Source organism: Streptomyces sp. NPDC007095 (assembly GCF_040634475.1).
Taxonomy (GTDB): Bacteria; Actinomycetota; Actinomycetes; order Streptomycetales; family Streptomycetaceae; genus Streptomyces.
The window spans coordinates 14023-30510 of sequence record NZ_JBEYFS010000003.1 but is presented as its reverse complement, the minus strand read 5'-3'; the positions used below and the strand labels follow the sequence as shown (position 1 = coordinate 30510).

Below are 16488 nucleotides of genomic sequence, written 5' to 3'. Positions count from 1 at the left end.
ACTTGGGTCTGTGCCTGGTGCGGTGAGAGTGCGTGCATGGCGTCGCGGGGCAGACGGGAATTTGACGACAGGGCCTAGGCGTACGAAGGCCCCGGCCGCGTGGAGGCGATAGGTCGTCTCCACGCGGCCCGGGCGAGCCGGGTTCCGGTTCCTCAGGCAGGCTGGTGGGCCCTGCGACGGCTTACTGCCCACCGCCCACCCTCTGCCCCCTGCGGCCTACGACGCGAAGGTCGTCACCCTCCGCTGGAACCGCCAGGCGCCGTCACGCCGGCTCAGGGTGTCGTCGTAGCGTCCGACGAGCTGCACCGCCCAGCCCGCCTCGCCGCGCTGGAAGAACGCCAGGTTGCTCACCGCGGTCGCCTCGTCCTCGGTCCACGAGGTGACGACCGTGTTCGCGGTCAGGTGGAGTTGGGGCCGGGTCGGCGCGAAGGCGGCGTACCCCTCGCATATGGCCTCCCGCCCCTCGAAGGTGCCGACGCCGGCGATCTCGGCGACGCCGTCGGGCCAGAACAGGTCGGCCAGGTCGTCGACGCGTCCGGTGTCCAGCGCCTGTGCGTAGGCGGCGACGGCGGCGTGCACGTTCGCCGCCACCGACGCCTCGGTCGATGCGCTCATCTCGCTCCAAATGGTGAGTGGGTCGACTGGGTCGACTACTGGAAGGTGGTGCTCCTGCGGTGCAACCGCCACGCGCCGTCACGCCGGCGCAGCGTGTCGTCGTAGTGCCCGACGAGCTGCACCGCCCAGCCGGACTCGCCCCGCTGGAGGAAGGCCACGTCGCTTGCCGCGGTCGCCTCGTCCTCCGCCCGCGAGGTGATGACGGTGTTGGTCACCAGGTGCAGCTGCGGCTGCGTCGGCGCCCACGACTTGAAGGCGTCCCGGAGCGCCTCGTGCCCCTCGACGGGGTCCATTCCGGGCAGCTCCAGCACCGCGTCGGGCGTGTACAGCGCGACGACGTCGTCCGTGCGGCCCGCGTCCTGGGCCTGGGTGTGCGCGCCGATCACCGCACGCACACCCGCCACGACCCACGCCTCTGTGGATTCGCTCATTCTTCTCTCCAGGGTTGGTGTTTCGACCATGCAGTCTATTGCCGACTCCAAGGGAATGGCAGAGTCGCGTGCGGATTTGTTGACCGATTGGTACAATCGCAAATAGCATGCGGACGGCTGTCGACGGGGACTGTGCCGAAGGAGGCGTGATCATGACGAAGCGTTGGAAGCAGCGTCCGCCGGGTTCGACGTGGGGCGACTGGGGTGAGGACGACGAACTGGGGCGCATCAACCTGCTCACCCCGCAGAAGGTCCTCGAAGGGGTGCGCGAGGTCGAGCACGGGATCAGCTTCAGTCTGAGTCTGCCCCTCGACTATCCGGGCGGTTCGGCGATGAACCAGCGGCGGTACCCGCCGATTCTGCGGCCGACCGAGGACCTCGAGCACAAGCAGGACGTCTTCTACAACGTCGTCGCGCGTGAGCAGATCGACCCTTCGCTGATCGACGTGTGGTCCGACGACGTGGTGACCCTCTGGCTCCAGTACTCGACCCAGTGGGACTCGCTCGCCCACCAGGGCGCCGAGTTCGACGCGGACGGTGACGGGGTCGCCGAGCCGGTCTACTACAACGGCTACCGGGCAGACGCGGACCTGGTCGGGCCGCAGGAGGACGCCAAGGGGGACGGCAGCGGGAGCCTCAGCTTCGCCCGCCACCTCGGTCTGGAGAAGATGGCGGAACACGGGGTCCAGGGCCGGGGTGTCCTCATCGACATCGCCCACCACCTCGGTACCGGCTACCAGCCGGTCGGCTTCAAGCAGCTCCAGGACATCATGGCCACGGACAACGTGGTGGTGGAGCCCGGCGACATGCTCCTTCTGCACACCGGATTCGCCACCCAGATCCTCGCCTGGGAGAAGAACCCGGACCCGGTGGCGATCCACCAGACGGCCGCCTACCTCGACGCGGACGACCCGGACCTGCTCGAATGGATCGCCGAGTCGCAGATCTCGGCGCTGATCTCGGACAACTACGCGGTCGAGGGCGTGGGCGTCACGCAGGCCCAGGGCCCGCACACGCTGCTGCCGATCCACCACCTCTGCCTCTTCAAGCTCGGCGTCCCGCTCGGTGAGCTGTGGTACCTGCACGACCTGGCGGCCTGGCTGCGGGAGCACAACCGCAGCCGGTTCCTGCTCACCGCGCCTCCGCTGAACCTGCCGGGGACCCAGGGGAGTCCGCTCACACCGGTCGCGACCGTCTGACGGCTGCTACGACGGGAAGGGCCCCCGGAATCCCGGGGGCCCTTCCCGTCGTAGCCCTGCTCAGACCGCGGCGATCCTGCGCAGCGTCTCCGCGATCGTGTCCCGTGAGGGAAGCCAGGTCCGTTCCAGAGAGGGCGCGTACGGCGCCGGTACGGAGGGCGGCGCGACCCGGGTGACGGGCGCGTCCAGGTGCCAGAACCCCTCGTCGACGGCGAGGGCGGACAGCTCGGCGCCGACGCCGAAGTCCCGTACCGCCTCGTGCGCGATGACCAGGCGGTTGGTCTTCGCGAGGGAGGCGAGGACGGTCTCCCGGTCCAACGGGGCGATCGTCCGCAGGTCGACGACCTCGACACTGATGCCCTCGGCGGCGAGCAGCTCCGCGGCGGCCAGACAGTCCTGGACCATCCGGGACCAGGAGACCAGGGTGATGTCGGTGCCCTCCCGGACCACCTTGGCCTTGCCCAGGGGGATCAGGTGCTCCACCGGCGGCCGGGGGCCCTTGAGGCCGTACTGCAGGCGGTTCTCCACGAAGACGACCGGGTTGGGGTCCTGGATGGCGGCCCGCAGCAGGCCGTAGGTGTCCGCCGGGTTGGAGGGCATCACCACGGTCAGCCCCGGTATGTGGGCGAGGATGGCCTCCAGGCTCTGCGAGTGCTGACTGCCGGAGGAGCGTCCGGCACCGAACTGGGTGCGCACCACGAGCGGCATGGAGGCCCGGCCGCCCGTCATGAAGCGCAGCTTGGCGGCCTGGTTGAGCAGCATGTCGAGGCAGACGCCGATGAAGTCCATGTACATGATCTCCACGACCGGCTTCATGCCCGCCATGGCCGCACCCACCGCCGTACCCAGGATGGCGCTCTCACTGATCGGGGTGTCACGGACCCGGCCGGGGAAGGCCCCGGCCAGGCCCCGGGTGAGGCCGAAGACGTTGCCACCGGCGCCGACATCGATCCCGGCGACGAACACGGCGGGATCCGCGGCGAGTTCGTGTTCCAGGGCGAGGCGCACGGCGTCCATGGAGCGGAAGATCTCGGCCTCGGCCGGAAGCGGGGCCGGCTCGGGCAGGGCGGGGCGCGGGGCCGACACGAAGTCGTACAGCGTTTCGGGTGCGGGCTCCGGCAGACCGCGCGCCCACTCCACAGCCGCCTCGATCTCCTTGTCGATCTCCTCGTCGACGGCGTCGGCGAGCGCTGCCGCGACGCCGGCCGTCTCCAGGCGCAGGCGCGCCACCAGCAGCGGGTCGCGTTCCTTGGCGGCGGCGACCTCCTCGGGGGAGCGGTAGCGCTCGGGGTCGCCCTCGTAGTGGCCGTGCCAGCGGTACGTCTCGGCCTCCACCAGGACCGGGCCGCCGCCCTCGCGCAGCCGCCGTACGACCTCGGTCATGGTGCGCGCCACGGCGACGACGTCGTTGCCGTCGACGTGCTCGTACGCGATGCCGTACCCGGCGGCGCGGGCGGAGAGCGGGGCGCGGTGCTGGTCGGCGGCGGGCGAGAACTCGGAGTAGTGGTTGTTCTCGCAGAGGAAGACGACCGGCAGGTCCCATACGGCGGCCAGGTTGACGGCCTCGTGGAACATGCCCTGGGCGACCGCCCCGTCGCCGAAGAACGCCACCACCACGTCACCCGCGGCGCGCAGCTTGGCCGCGGTCGCCACCCCGGTGGCGATGGGCAGTCCGGCGCCGACGATGCCGTTGGCGCCGTAGATGCCGAGGCCCGGGTCCGCGATGTGCATCGAACCGCCGCGGCCGCGGCAGGTCCCGGCGTCCTTGCCCATCAGCTCGGCCATCATCGACGCGGAGTCCAGCCCCTTGGCCAGCACGTGGCCGTGGCCGCGGTGGGTGGAGGTGATGCCGTCGCGTGCGCCGAGGGGCCAGCAGGCGCCGACAGCACTGGCCTCCTGTCCGATCGACAGATGCAGGAAGCCGGGAATCTCCGTCGCCTTGTACAGGTCGGAGGCCCGCTCCTCGAACCGTCGGATCCGGCGCATCCGACGGTACATTTCCAGGAGCTGCTCCGCGTGCGCGGGAGTGGTGCCGGTGTGCTGCGGTGCCTCGGTCATGCGCGTCCTCGCAATGCTCGCGCAGACGGCGCGCTTGCGCGCCGCCCGGGTCCGTCTTTTAATGTACCGTTTGGTCTAGCAAACTGGAGCGGCGTCCCGGAGTCCGCTTCCCCCCAGGTGCGCCGACGGCCGTCTGGAGCGGACGCCGGGTTGGTCTCGGTCGAGACACGTCGTCACATCAGGCGGGGAGTGAATCAATGCCACGACCACCGGGTCATGGGCCGGGCTTCGAAGTCAGACGCCAGAAGATCATCGACATCGCGGCCTCCCTGTTCGCCGAACAGGGCTACGCGGCGACCTCCATCAACGACCTGGGCCGCGCGGTCGGGCTCGCCAAGGGAGCCCTGTACTACTACATCGGCTCCAAGGAGAACCTGCTCATCGAGATCCAGTCGCGGGTGATGCGGCCGCTGCTGTCGCGAGCGCGGCAGATCGCGGAACTCGACGAGGATCCCCTGCTGCGGCTGCGGCTGCTGTCCGAGTCGCTGCTGACGATCATCTTCCGCAGGCTCGACCACATCTGGGTCTACGAGCACGACTACCGCAGTCTCAGCGGCGACGAGCTGGAGACCCTGCTGGGCCAGCGCTCCGACTTCGAGCACCTCGTCTCCGGCCTGCTCGCGGAGGCGGTCGACCAGGGCATCTTCCGTGCGCTCCAACCGCGCCTGGCGACCCTGCAGTTCCTCAACCTGCACAACCACACCTACCAATGGGTGCGCCCGGAGGGGCAGTGGGACGCCGCGTTCCTGTCGCGTGAGTACTGCGCGACCCTGTTCCGCGGTTTCGGCGCGTCCGACAACGCCCTGCCGGACGTGGAGGAGCGGGCCGCCGCGTTCAAGCGCGACCGCCCCGACCTGCCGCTCGACCCCGAGGCGGAGTGGCAGCCGGCCGCTGTCGGCGGCTGACCGGACCCGCGGTGCGCCACGGCGCACCGCGGGATGCCTCCTCACGCCTGCTTCACCAACGCTCTGGCGATGACGTTGCGCTGGATCTCGTTCGTGCCCTCGCCGATCTCCAGGATCTTCGCGTCGGCGTAGAACCGGGAGATCTCCGACTCCCTCACGTAGCCGTAGCCGCCGTGGATCTGCACCGACGCGGAGGCCGCGCGGTTGGCGACCTCGGAGGCGTACAGCTTCGCCATGGCGGCCTCCGTACTGTGCGGGCGGCCCTGGTCGGCGAGCCAGGCGGCGCGGTAGACCATCCAGCGGGCGGCCTCGAACTCGGTGCCGATGTCGGCGATCTTGTGCGCGACCGCCTGGAAGGCCGAGAGCGGGCGGCCGAACTGGTGGCGTTCCGTGGCGTGTTTGACGGCCAGCGCCAGCGCCGCCTTGGTGAGCGAGAGACCCAGCGCGGCGACGCTGATCCGGCCCTTGTCCAGTACGGACAGGAACTGGCGCAGCCCGCCGCCCTCCTCGCCGATCAGATGGTCTTCGGGGATCCAGCAGTCGGTGAAGACCAGCTCCCGGGTGTCCATGGCGTGCCAGCCGAGCTTCTTCAGCTTGTGGCCGCAGGCGTAGCCGGGCGTGCCGGTGGGGACGTAGAAGGTCGCGTACCGCTTGCGTCCGTCGTCGTCCCGGCCCGTCACGGCCAGCAGCGTGACACCCTGGCTGATCTCGGTCCCGGCGTTGGTGATGAACATCTTGGTGCCGTTGATCACCCAGCCGCCGTCCGCCCGCCGCGCGGTGGTGGCGATGCCGGCCGCGTCGGAACCGGCGTCCGGCTCGGTCAGTCCGAAGGCCCCTATCGCCTCGCCCCTGGCCAGCGGCGCCAGCCAGCGCCGCTTCTGCTCCTCGGTGCCGTAGGCCAGGAGCGGCAGGGAGGCGATGGTGGAGTGCGCGTTCCAGGAGGAGGCGACCGACTGGTCGGCGGCGCCGAGTTCCTCCATCACCGCCACGTACGAGACCGTGTCGGAGCCGGCGCCGTCGTACTCCTCGGGCACGAGCATGCCCATCAGGCCGAGTTCACCGAGCTTGGTGAAGACCTGGGCCGGGAAGTGCTCGTTCTCCGACCACTCGGCCGCGTGCGGGGTGATCTCCTTGGCTGCGAACTCGCGGACCATGTCCTGCAGGGCCCGAGTCTCCTCAGACAGGTCGAAATCCATCTCACAGTCCCTTCGGGGTCAGCAGCACCTTGAGGTGCCGGGCGCGGCCGGCGGCCAGGTCCTCGAAGACCCCGGCTCCTTCCGACAGCGGAAAACGCCCGGTGATCAGTGCCGAGGCGTCCAGGCGCCCGGTGCTCATCAGATCGATCACGCGGGGGATGTCGAAGGTGTAGCCGAGAGTGCCGAGCACGGCACGCTCGTAGAAGACGAGCTGTCCCATGTCGAACTCGACGCTGCCGTGACCGACACCGGCGAGCACGACCCGGCCGCCGCGCCGGACGGTCGCGACGGCCTGCGCCGCGAGGTGCGGCACCCCGGTCGCGTCGATGACGGCGTCCGGCCCGATGCGCCCGGTCCGCAGGAACACCTCACGGCGTACGTCGCTCTCGCGCGGGTCGAAGGCCTCGGTGACGCCGAGTTCGAGGAGCCTCTCCCGGCGTTCCTCGACCGGCTCGCTGACATAGAGCCCGGCCGCGCCCGCCAGACGTGCGGCGAGGGCCACGGCGAAGCCGATGGGGCCGCCGCCCACGACCAGGACGTTGTCTCCCGGACGCACCCCGGCCCGGGTGACCGCGTGCAGTCCGACCGCCAGGGGCTCGGCCACCGCCGCCATCTCGTCGCTCACGTTGTCCGGAAGACGCGTCAGCCCGGCGAGCGGTACGGTGACGCGCTCGGCGAAGGCCCCCGGCGAGGCGAGACCCACCGAGCCGCCCTTCGGGCACAGGTGGTACTCGCCACGGGTGCACCAGTAGCAGACGCCGCATCGCCAGCAGGGGTCGGCGGTCACCCGGTCGCCGATCCCGATGCCGGGCGCCTCCGCGCCCAACGCGACCACCGTTCCGCTCAGTTCATGGCCGAGGGCGAGCGGTGGCCGAGCGCCGGTGAGGGGATGCGGGCCCTCGCGGATCATGTGCGGGCCTGCGAGGAACTCGTGCAGGTCGGTGCCGCAGACGCCGCACCAGGACACGTCCACGACCGCCTCGTGGGGACCTGGCTCGGGCGGCTCGGGGACCTCCTCGAGGCGTAGGTCCCGTGCGCCGTGCCAGCGCAGTGCCTCCATGTTCGCCACCCCTTTCTTGATCGCCGTAATTGGCTGCTGCGCTGTCGTGGCCGGGCGCGCAGTTCCCCGCGCCCCTCACGGGGCGCTGCCGAAGCGTGCCTGTCCGGGACCGTGGTCCAGGAAGGAGCGGATCCCCGTCGTGGCGTCCGTCGTGCCGAAGACGCCCGTGAACAGGGACCGTTCCAGGGCGAGCCCGGCGGAGATGCCGATGTCGGCGCCGTGGTCCACCGACTCCTTGATCGCCTCCAGGGCCGCGGCCGGCCCCTCGGCGAGCCGACGGGCGTAGCTCAGGGCGGTGTCGAGCGCCGACCCGGCGGGGACGACCTCGTCCACGAGTCCCAGGCGCAGCGCCTCGTCGGCGGCCACCCGGCGGCCGGTCATCAGCAGGTTCTTCGCCCGCGACGGCCCGATCAGCCGGGTCAGCCGCTGGGTGCCGCCCGATCCCGGCATGATGCCGAGCTGCACCTCCGGCTGGCCGAGGACGGCGTCGTCGGCGGCCACCCGGTAGTCGGCCGCGAGGGCCAGCTCCATCCCGCCGCCGAGCGCGTACCCGGTCAGCGCCGCGACGACCGGCATCGGCAGCCGGGCCACCTCGTCGAAGGTCCGCTGCAACGCGCGGTTCCAGCCCCGCACCTCCTCGGGCCCCATCGCGGCCAGGGCCTTGATGTCCGCCCCGGCGGCGAAGAGCCGCTCGCCCCCGTGGAGCACCACGGCCCGTACGTCCCGGGCGTCGGCCAGCTCGCGCGCACAGGCGGAGAGCTCCGCCCGCAGGGCCGAGTCGAAGGCGTTCAGCGGCGGGTTGTCGAGACGGACCGTGACGACGGGGCCGTCGATGTCCATTCGGATGCGTGGCACAGAGGCACTCCTCGTCTGGCGGAAGCGACATCGCGAGCGCGCGGATGGTTGTCGAGGCGCACGCGCCGTCGTAAAGTGCGGCGCACAAGTTTTATAGACCAATGGGTACACTAAATCTTGAGGGTGGGCAACCGACCGGTCGGATTCCGGCCTGCCCTCGCTTTCCCTCCGCGCAGAACGAGAATTCCGCACACCCCACATCGCATATCGCGCATCGCACAGTGACCGCGTGAGCCGCGGCAGGCAGCGTTCGACGTCGAACACGACCCAGCGAGAGAGTCCCGTGCACAATTTCGCGAGCATCCTCGATTACCACCTGGCCCAGCGGCCCGACGCCGTCGTCGTCGCGCAGGACGAACAGAGTCTGACGGTGCGTCAATTCCATGAGCGGGTCAACCGGCTGGCCGCCGGGCTGGCCGAACTGGGGATCGGACGCGGCGACGTCGTCGGCCTGCTGCTCTACAACCGGCCGGAGTTCCTGGAACTGGTCTATGCGACCAACCGCCTGGGCGCGGTCTTCCTGCCCCTGAACTACCGGCTGTCGGATGAGGAGTGGCAGTACATCCTGGGCCACGCCCAGGCCAAGGCGATCGTCACCGAACCGGAGTTCGCCTCCGCGGTGGAGCGGAGCGCCGGCTGTCTGACGGACCTGGAGCACCGGATCCTGGCCGGCGACGGTCCCAGGAGCGGCTGGACCGGCTACGAAGATCTGCTCGCCCGGCACCCGGGTGCCCGCATGGAGCCGGTGGACGTCGGCCTCGATGACCTCCAGCGGCTGATGTACACCTCCGGCACCACATCGCGCCCCAAGGGCGTGTGCGTCACGTACGGAAACCTGCAGGCCAAGAACCTGGCCCACATCGTCCACTTCGGTCTGACCGCGGTGGACACCACGCTGGTATGCGGGCCGCTCTACCACGTCGGCGGCCTGGACATGCCCGCCCTTGCGACCCTGTACGCGGGCGGCGGCGTCGTCCTCCAGCGCAGGTTCGACGCGCGGGGCGCGCTCCGCGCGATCCAGGAGCACCGCGTCACCAACGTGTGGCTGGCGCCCGCCATGGTCAACGCGGTCCTGGAGGTCCCCGACCGCGAGTCGTACGACACGACCTCGGTCCGCTTCGTCCTGGGCGGCGGGGAGAAGACCCCGGAGCCCGTGCTGCGACGGATCACGACCGCGTTCCCGAACGCCTGGTTCGCCGATGCCTACGGACTGACCGAGACGGTCTCGGGCGACACGTTCCTCGACCGTGAGCACGCGCTGTCCAAACTGGGCTCGGTCGGGCGGCCCGTGCCGCACACCCGCGTCAGGATCGTCGACGACACCGGCAAGGAGGTTGCGGCGGGCGAACTCGGTGAGATCACGCTGCGCGGCCCGAAGGTCTTCGCGGGGTACTGGCGCGACGAGAAGGCCACGGCCGCGGCCCTGCGTGACGGCTGGTTCCACACAGGCGACATCGGGCACGTCGACGAGGACGGCTTCCTGTTCATCGACGACAGGAAGAAGGACATGATCGTCTCCGGCGGCGAGAACATCGCCACCCCGGAGGTCGAACGGGTCCTGTACGAGCACCCCGCCGTGCTGGAGGCCGCTGTCGTCGGTCTGTCGCATCCCCGCTGGGGCGAGGTCCCGAGGGCGTTCGTGGTGTTCCGGCCGGGAGCGAGCACCGGGACCGAGGAACTGCGGGAGTTCTGCCGGGCACGCCTGGCCAAGTTCAAGGTGCCGACCCGCTTCGACATCGTCGACGAACTGCCCCGTACGCCCTCGGGCAAGGTCCTCAAGCGGACCCTGCGCGACATCTCGACGGGAGGCGAGCGATGACCGACGGGGACACCGATGTGAACACCGACGGGAACACCGACGGGAACACCGACGTGAACAGTGAACTGCGTCTGGACGGGCGGACCGCGTGGGTGACGGGGGCAGGAAAGGGGCTCGGCCGCGCGATGGCCGTCGCCCTGTCCCAAGCCGGTGCGACCGTGGCGGTGACGGCACGGACGGCGTCCGACCTGGAGCGGCTGGAGGCCGAACGCGCCGAACACGGCGGCAAGGTGCTGGTGCTGCCCGGATCCGTCGACGACTCCGCCGCCGTCCGCACCATGGTGGAACGGATCCACGCCTGGTCGGGCCGACTGGACGCGGTGATCAACTGCGCCGGAATCAGCCCCCACTTCACCCGCAGCGAGCGGACCATCGACGAGGACTGGCGCCAGGTACTGGACGTCAACCTCCAAGGCACCTTCTACTGCTGCCGCGAGGCGGGCAAGGTGATGCTGGAGCAGCGCTCCGGCTCGATCGTCAACGTCTCCTCGGTGCACGCGAGCGCCGGGTTCGAGCGGATCGCCGCCTACGCCGCGAGCAAGGGCGGGGTCGAGGCGCTCACCAAGTCGCTGGCCGTCGAATGGGCCGACTGCGGGGTGCGCGTCAACGCCCTCGCGCCGGGCTACTTCCACACCGACCTCAGCTCCGGGCTCCTGGACAGCCGCTGGGGCGAGCGGATCGTGCGCGGCACTCCCATGGGCCGGGTGGGCGGTGCCGAGGAGCTCGGCGGCGCGGCGGTGTTCCTCGCCTCGGACGCCTCCCGTTTCGTCACAGGGACCACGCTCACGGTGGACGGCGGCTGGACCGCCTGGTGAGCGGCTTCGCGGACGGGGCGGCCCCGACGGATCCATTGTATGTAACGACCGGTCGGTTTAAAGTGTGCGGGCAGTCGAGACCCGCAGCGACAACGCAGTACGACAGGAGTCACCCATGAGCGAGTTCAGCTTCGAAGGACGCGTCGCGGTCGTCACCGGCGCGGGGCGCGGCATCGGCCGGGCCCATGCCCGCCTGCTGGCGGAGCGAGGGGCGAAAGTCGTCGTCAACGACCTCGGCGGGTCGATGGAGGGGGAGGGCGTCGACAAGGGGCCCGCGCAGTCGGTCGCCGAGGAGATCGTCGCGGCCGGCGGAGACGCCGTGGCCGACATCAGCGACGTGTCCACGCAGGCGGGCGGCCAGGCGATCGTCGACGCCGCTGTCGATCGCTACGGCCGTATCGACATCCTGGTCAACAACGCCGGGATCATCAGGTGGGGCGGCCTGCCGGAGGTCGACCTCGAGAACCTCGAACGCCATCTCGCCGTGCACCTCATCGGCTCGTTCAACACGATGCGGGCCGCCTGGCCGCACTTCGTCGAGCAGCGCTACGGCCGAGTCGTACTGACGACCTCGAGCGGCCTGTTCGGCCTCGACAACAACCTGTCGTACGCGGCGGCGAAGGCCGGTGTGGTCGGACTGGCCCGCAGCGCGAAGCTGGCCGGTGAGCAGCACGGGATCAAGGTCAATCTGATCGCGCCGGCGGCGCAGACCCGGATGGCCGGAGGTGACGCGCCGGTCGCCGAGGGCCGGGCCGCCGCCGACGGGCCGCCCGTGCCGTCCATGCCGTCGGAGGCCGTGTCGCCCATCGTGGCGTTCCTCGCCCATGAGGGCTGTCCGGTGAGCGGGGAGATCTACACGGCCGGAGCCGACCGCTTCGCGCGGCTCTTCATCGCCTCGACCGAGGGCTATCTGTACCAAGGCGGTCGGAGCGGTCAGGGCGGCGGCCAGGGTGGTCCGGCCACTGTCGAGGACATCGCCGAGAACTGGGACGCCATCAACGACGAGACCGGCTACTCCGTGCCGTCCGACCTGATGTCGTGGTCCGGTTCGTTCCTCAAGCACCAGTTCGCCGAATAGATTGCTTGAGTTAGGCAAGCAGCTGCGCGCCCGGAACCCCGGGCGGCACGAGGGGATGCCGCGCCACGGCGACCTGGTCCTCGACGACGCCACCTGCCAGGCGCGGCGCGGAGCCAGGCCGCTCGGTCTCACACCCGCCGAGTACCGGCTCCTGGGCCATCTGATGGCCAACGCGGAACACGTCCTGTCGAAGGAGCAGATCAGCCGGTACGTCTGGGGGGGGGAGTACCGCGCCAACCCCGCGATCGAGAAGCTCGTCTCCCGGCTTCGCCAGAAGGTGGACCAGGAGGGCCGACTCGGGCCTCAGAGCCGTCGCCGAACCGTTCGCCCTTGATGTCACCGACCGCGAGGGCATGGCCCGGCTCGCCGAGCGGGTCGCGGAACTGGGCACGCTCCGGGCCGTCGCGCACGCCGCCGGCATCTCGCCCACCATGGCGGACTGGTGGCGCATCTTCGAGGTCGACCTCGTCGGGACCGCGTTGCTCGCCGAGACGCTCCGCCCGCTGGCCACCGCCGGAACGGCGATGGTCTACTTCGCCTCGATGTCCCCGCTGCTCGCGCGTATCGACCCCGATCCGGCCGTCGCCGCGATCCTGGACGACCCGCTCGACCCGGACTTCCTCGACAAGATCCACGACGCCCTCGGGCCGGCCATCGAGAACACCGCCATGGCATACCCGTGGGCCAAGCACGGCGTGCACCGCTTCGCGCGGAAGGAGGCCGTACGCCTCGGACCGATGGGAGCCCGGGCGTGCTCCCTCTCGCCGGGCATCATCGACACCCCGCAGGGCCGGCAGGAGGCGGCGACCCACGCCTCCATGCAGCGGCTCATCGACGCGACACCGCTGGGCCGGACGGGCCGGTCCGAGGATGTCGCCGGTGTCGTCGCCTTCATGCTCTCGGACGACGCCGGTTTCCTGAACGGCATCGACATCCTCGTGGACGGTGGTGTGGTCGCCGCCGTGCGCGGCGACTGAGGCGGACGCGAGCACGCCGGTTCGGCGCTCACGCCGCACGGTTCCCGGGAGGCGGGCATGCTGGTGCTCGTCGGGATACGGGCGGACGGGTGGAGGCGCGCGATGCGGTGGTGGGCCGGTTGGACGGCGGTCGCCGGAGTGGTGCTGCTCGCGGCGTGCGGTGGATCGGCAGGCACCGGCCGGGGACCGTCGCCCGGACCCACGAGTGCCTCCGCGACTGCCTCCGCCAGTGCTTCTACGAGCGGTTCGGCGGAGCCGGGGCGAGGGGTACCGTCCGCGTCGGGCCCCGGATCCGCCGCCCCGGTGGCCAGTTGCTCCGCCGGGCGGGTGGAAGTCACCGTCTCGCCCGGGGACGCGGTCGAACGGCGGTTGTGCGTACGGACCGGAACGGTGGTCTCGCTCACCCTGCGGCCGCGCGCGGATGACCGGCGCTGGACGGCCGTCCGGAGTGCGGCGCCCGCAGCGGTGCTGGTCTCCGGATGGCGCGTCGACGCCGACGGGACCGGCCGTGCCACCTTGCGCTGCGCGAGCGTACGAGGCGGGGCGGCCGGGATCACGGTGACGGCGAAGGCTCCGGACGTGGCGGGCGCGGCGCGCACCGCGTTCACGCTCCGGGTGAGTGTGGTCCCGTATGCGAAGGAGGGGTGAACCCGTCGCTTGCGGCGGCGGGTTCACCCCTCCGTCATGCCTGCGGGTCAGCCGCAGTCGCGCACCTTGATCGTGTAGATGCCGCGGCCGTGGGTGGCCGCGTACAGCGTGCCGCCGTCCGGGCTCAGCTTCAGCTGGAGCACGGCGACCGCCGGGAGCCGGCCGACGCGCTGCCATGCCGTACGGCCCGGGGCGCGGTAGACCACGCCGAGGTCGGTGGCGACGGCGAGGCCCCCGTTGGCGGTGACGACCGCGGAGTTGGTCGGCACGTCGGGAAGGTTCGCGGAGATGTCGGTCCAGGTGGTGCCGCCGTCCTTGGACTCGAATACATGGCCCACGCCCGCGCCGGGGCCCTCGGTCCAGTGCCGGGAGAAGCCGTTGACCTCCAGGTACACGTGGTCGGCGTTCTTCGGATCGACGGCGAAGCCGCTGAGGTAGCGGTTGGGCACGGTCGCGTCCACCGGCAGTGCCACGTCGTGCCAGCCCGTGCCGTCCTCGTTGCCGACGGAGATGCCGCGCGCGAAACCCTGGTTGTTGCAGGGGCCGCACCACGCCGCGTACACCTTGCCGCCCGACGCGGCGACGGCGGTCGCGGTGCGGCCCGCGCCGAGGTCGTACAGGCTGGTCCACTCGGAGCCGCTGCGGATGGCGTAGCCGTGCGTCTGCACCCACACGTGCCGGCCGCCCGCGATCCACGTCGAACTGTTCTTCATGTCGGCGGCGAGCGGGGCGATGAAACGGGCCTCACTGGTGGCGTTGTCGGCCGGGGCGACGTTGTACGAGGTGACCTTGCTCGCGTCGTTGACCCAGGAACCGTCGTTGACGGCGCAGTTCTGGGTGATCTGCACGGCCAGGTAGACGTACTCCTCGGCGATGTCGCAGCCGTTGGCCGGGTCGGCGAGTGTGTCTCCGCCGTCACCGCCGAAGTCGGAGCCCATCACCTTGTCGTCGCTGCGAAGGACGGACTGGCCGTTGTCCTGCAGGCCGCCGGTGACCGAGAGGCCGCCGTGGGCGAGGTCCTTGCCGATGCCCACCGAGTAGTACTGGAGCGTGTCGATCGTGCCGTCGTTCAGGGACGTCCAGTCGGTGGCGTGGCCGGAGGAGTCCTGGGCGCCGTCGAGCGGCCGCCGGTAGGCTCCGCCGTCGTTGCCGACGTACACGTAACTCCTGCCGTGGTAGCGGCCGATGGCGACCCCGTGCTGGTCGGAGTGGGTCGTGGCGTTGCAGTCGCCGGTCTGCTTGGCGGGGTCGATGCTCCAGCAGGGGAAGCCGAAGTTCCAGTACGGGCCGACGGTGGACCAGGTGCCGCCGCCGTCCTTGGTCTCGTAGACCTCCTCCAGGCCCGCGTACACGTGCTGCGCGTTGGCCGGATCGACGGTCAGGAACTGGTTGTACCAGGCCTGTACGCCGGGCATATAGCCGCTGGAGGTGAGGGCCGAGCCGTCGGCGGCGAGCTGCTTGTAGTCGGCGATCTTCGTCCAAGGACCGAAGGGAGAGCCGGACTTGGCGACGTAGATACCCTCGAGACCGCTGTCCGGGTTGCTGTTCAGCTGTTCCGGCGACTGGTCGATGGCGTAGTACCGCGAGCCGTCGGCGGACCGGGCGAAGGTGACGTTGCCGACGTTGTCCGCGTCGGACGGCAGATCGCCCAGACCACTGGTGATCCGCGTCCAGGTGCCCCGCACCTTGGTGTAGAAGCCGTTGTAGTCGTCACCACTGCGCCAGCCGACCGCGAGGACCACCTTGGAGGGGTCCTTCGGGTCGATCGCGATGTCGTTGGCGAGGTTCTTGTACGGGGCGGAGGGGTCGCTCGCCAGTGAACCACCGGGGAGGTAGTCGGGGTTGGGGGCGAACTCCAGCTTCCAGGCGCCGCCCAGCGTCTTGGTGGAGTGGCTCCACACGCCCTCGCTGGTCGCCGCCCACACCTTCCCGCCGCCGAAGCGCAGCTGGTGGATGGTGGTGCTCTCCAGCTCGTCGCCGCCGACCCGGCTGCGCGCGGAGAACGTGCCGTGGTGTGCGTCGGTCAGAACGTACACCCCGCTGCCGAGGTATGCGTCCGCGTTGGTGTTCGCCTCACCGGTGCCCAGCCACAGCCGCCCGGACCCGTCCAGGGCCAGCGCGCCGGTGGACTGCGAGGACAGCCGGTCGCTGACGGGCTCCCAGTGTCCGCCGCCGGACCGGGAGCGCCATACGCCGCCGCCCGCGCTGCCCGCGTAGACGTACCCGTCGTCGTCGGCGGCCATCGCCGCCAGGCGGCCGGTGACGTTGCCTGAACCGCCGCTGGAGTTGGAGTCGAAGTCGCGGTAGCGCGGGTCGTCGGAGTTGTACGGCAGATCGGTGACGTTGCGCCAACTCCCGCCACTGGAAGGAAGGTTGTTCAGACCGGTCCAGGCCGCGCCGTAGGCGCCCGGCGTGACGACGCCCGGTGAGGTGCGGGCCTCGGCGTACTGGTCGGCCCCCTCGGCTATCTCGTCGGACTCGTTGCCGCCGTCGGAGTCCTGCGCCGTCACCTTCGGGGTGATGCCGCCCGTCGACTGTGCCCGGGCTGCGGCGAGTTGGGCGAGCGTGCGAGCCCCGAAGGGCCGGCCTCCGTCCGGGCCGGGCGCGGCGCCGGCGGGTAGAGCGACGAGCGCGGCTGACGCGGTGACGGCACAGATCGTGAGCCATCGTCTCTTGCGGGTGGGTACTGACACCTGGTCCTCCCAAACGGCGTTGACACAGCCTTGGGACAGACAGGACCACGAGGGACGGGTGAGCGTCCCGGGGCTTGCCCAACTCTTGTCCGGAACCTGCCACGATCTAGGTGTTGTGCGGCGCGCGGCCGGGTGCAGG

At 70.7% G+C, this 16488-nt stretch carries 14 protein-coding genes and 1 pseudogene; 8 read left to right on the top strand and 7 right to left on the bottom strand.

What is annotated here, in order from left to right; translation table 11 throughout:
* Positions 1–216: 216 nt before the first annotated feature.
* Both ABZ656_RS01975 and ABZ656_RS01970 read right to left on the bottom strand, forming a co-directional pair.
* Positions 217–615, bottom strand: a complete 399-nt coding sequence (locus ABZ656_RS01975; RefSeq protein ID WP_101401950.1) for a nuclear transport factor 2 family protein — start codon at positions 613–615, stop codon at positions 217–219.
* Between the two features lie 35 nt (positions 616–650).
* The gene (locus tag ABZ656_RS01970) at positions 651–1046 is read right to left on the bottom strand and encodes a nuclear transport factor 2 family protein (RefSeq protein ID WP_101401951.1); all 396 of its coding nucleotides are present in this window, start codon (positions 1044–1046) and stop codon (positions 651–653) included.
* Between the two features lie 152 nt (positions 1047–1198).
* Here ABZ656_RS01970 and ABZ656_RS01965 point away from each other — a divergent pair, with 152 nt between their 5' ends.
* On the top strand, positions 1199–2245 hold the full coding sequence (locus ABZ656_RS01965) for a cyclase family protein (protein ID WP_360263560.1): 1047 nt from the start codon (positions 1199–1201) through the stop codon (positions 2243–2245).
* A 60-nt stretch (positions 2246–2305) separates the two neighbouring features.
* On the opposite strand, the gene ABZ656_RS01960 is transcribed toward ABZ656_RS01965, so the two are convergent.
* Positions 2306–4303, bottom strand: a complete 1998-nt coding sequence (locus tag ABZ656_RS01960) for a dehydrogenase E1 component subunit alpha/beta (protein ID WP_360263557.1) — start codon at positions 4301–4303, stop codon at positions 2306–2308.
* Positions 4304–4500: 197 nt separating this feature from the next.
* On the opposite strand from ABZ656_RS01960, the gene ABZ656_RS01955 reads away from it, so the two are divergent.
* On the top strand, positions 4501–5208 hold the full coding sequence (locus ABZ656_RS01955) for a TetR/AcrR family transcriptional regulator (protein WP_101401953.1): 708 nt from the start codon (positions 4501–4503) through the stop codon (positions 5206–5208).
* A gap of 41 nt (positions 5209–5249) precedes the next feature.
* Here ABZ656_RS01955 and ABZ656_RS01950 read toward each other — a convergent pair whose 3' ends face one another.
* From ABZ656_RS01950 to ABZ656_RS01940, 3 genes are all read right to left on the bottom strand, one after another.
* Positions 5250–6404, bottom strand: a complete 1155-nt coding sequence (locus tag ABZ656_RS01950; RefSeq protein WP_360263554.1) for an acyl-CoA dehydrogenase family protein — start codon at positions 6402–6404, stop codon at positions 5250–5252.
* Between the two features lies 1 nt (position 6405).
* A complete protein-coding gene (locus ABZ656_RS01945) occupies positions 6406–7464 on the bottom strand; it encodes an alcohol dehydrogenase catalytic domain-containing protein (RefSeq protein WP_360263551.1) in 1059 nt (352 codons plus the stop codon).
* A gap of 75 nt (positions 7465–7539) precedes the next feature.
* On the bottom strand, positions 7540–8304 hold the full coding sequence (locus tag ABZ656_RS01940) for an enoyl-CoA hydratase-related protein (protein WP_180362380.1): 765 nt from the start codon (positions 8302–8304) through the stop codon (positions 7540–7542).
* 244 nt (positions 8305–8548) lie between these two features.
* On the opposite strand from ABZ656_RS01940, the gene ABZ656_RS01935 reads away from it, so the two are divergent.
* From ABZ656_RS01935 to ABZ656_RS01910, 6 genes and pseudogenes are all read left to right on the top strand, one after another.
* Positions 8549–10138, top strand: a complete 1590-nt coding sequence (locus tag ABZ656_RS01935; protein ID WP_360263548.1) for a long-chain fatty acid--CoA ligase — start codon at positions 8549–8551, stop codon at positions 10136–10138.
* Entirely contained in the window at positions 10135–10953 is an 819-nt protein-coding gene (locus ABZ656_RS01930) for an SDR family oxidoreductase (RefSeq protein ID WP_360263545.1), read from the top strand. Before ABZ656_RS01935 ends, ABZ656_RS01930 begins: the two co-directional genes overlap by 4 nt.
* 115 nt (positions 10954–11068) lie before the next feature.
* Entirely contained in the window at positions 11069–12031 is a 963-nt protein-coding gene (locus ABZ656_RS01925) for an SDR family NAD(P)-dependent oxidoreductase (protein WP_360263542.1), read from the top strand.
* 58 nt (positions 12032–12089) lie between these two features.
* A pseudogene (locus ABZ656_RS01920) lies at positions 12090–12365 on the top strand (winged helix-turn-helix domain-containing protein); the annotation flags it as partial.
* A gap of 19 nt (positions 12366–12384) precedes the next feature.
* Complete coding sequence (locus ABZ656_RS01915) at positions 12385–13008, top strand: SDR family oxidoreductase (protein WP_101401960.1); 624 nt, start codon at positions 12385–12387, stop codon at positions 13006–13008.
* 303 nt (positions 13009–13311) lie between these two features.
* Entirely contained in the window at positions 13312–13656 is a 345-nt protein-coding gene (locus ABZ656_RS01910; RefSeq protein WP_360263538.1) for an acetyl-CoA synthetase, read from the top strand.
* A gap of 47 nt (positions 13657–13703) precedes the next feature.
* On the opposite strand, the gene ABZ656_RS01905 is transcribed toward ABZ656_RS01910, so the two are convergent.
* On the bottom strand, positions 13704–16349 hold the full coding sequence (locus ABZ656_RS01905) for a glycosyl hydrolase (protein WP_360263535.1): 2646 nt from the start codon (positions 16347–16349) through the stop codon (positions 13704–13706).
* Positions 16350–16488 lie beyond the last annotated feature (139 nt).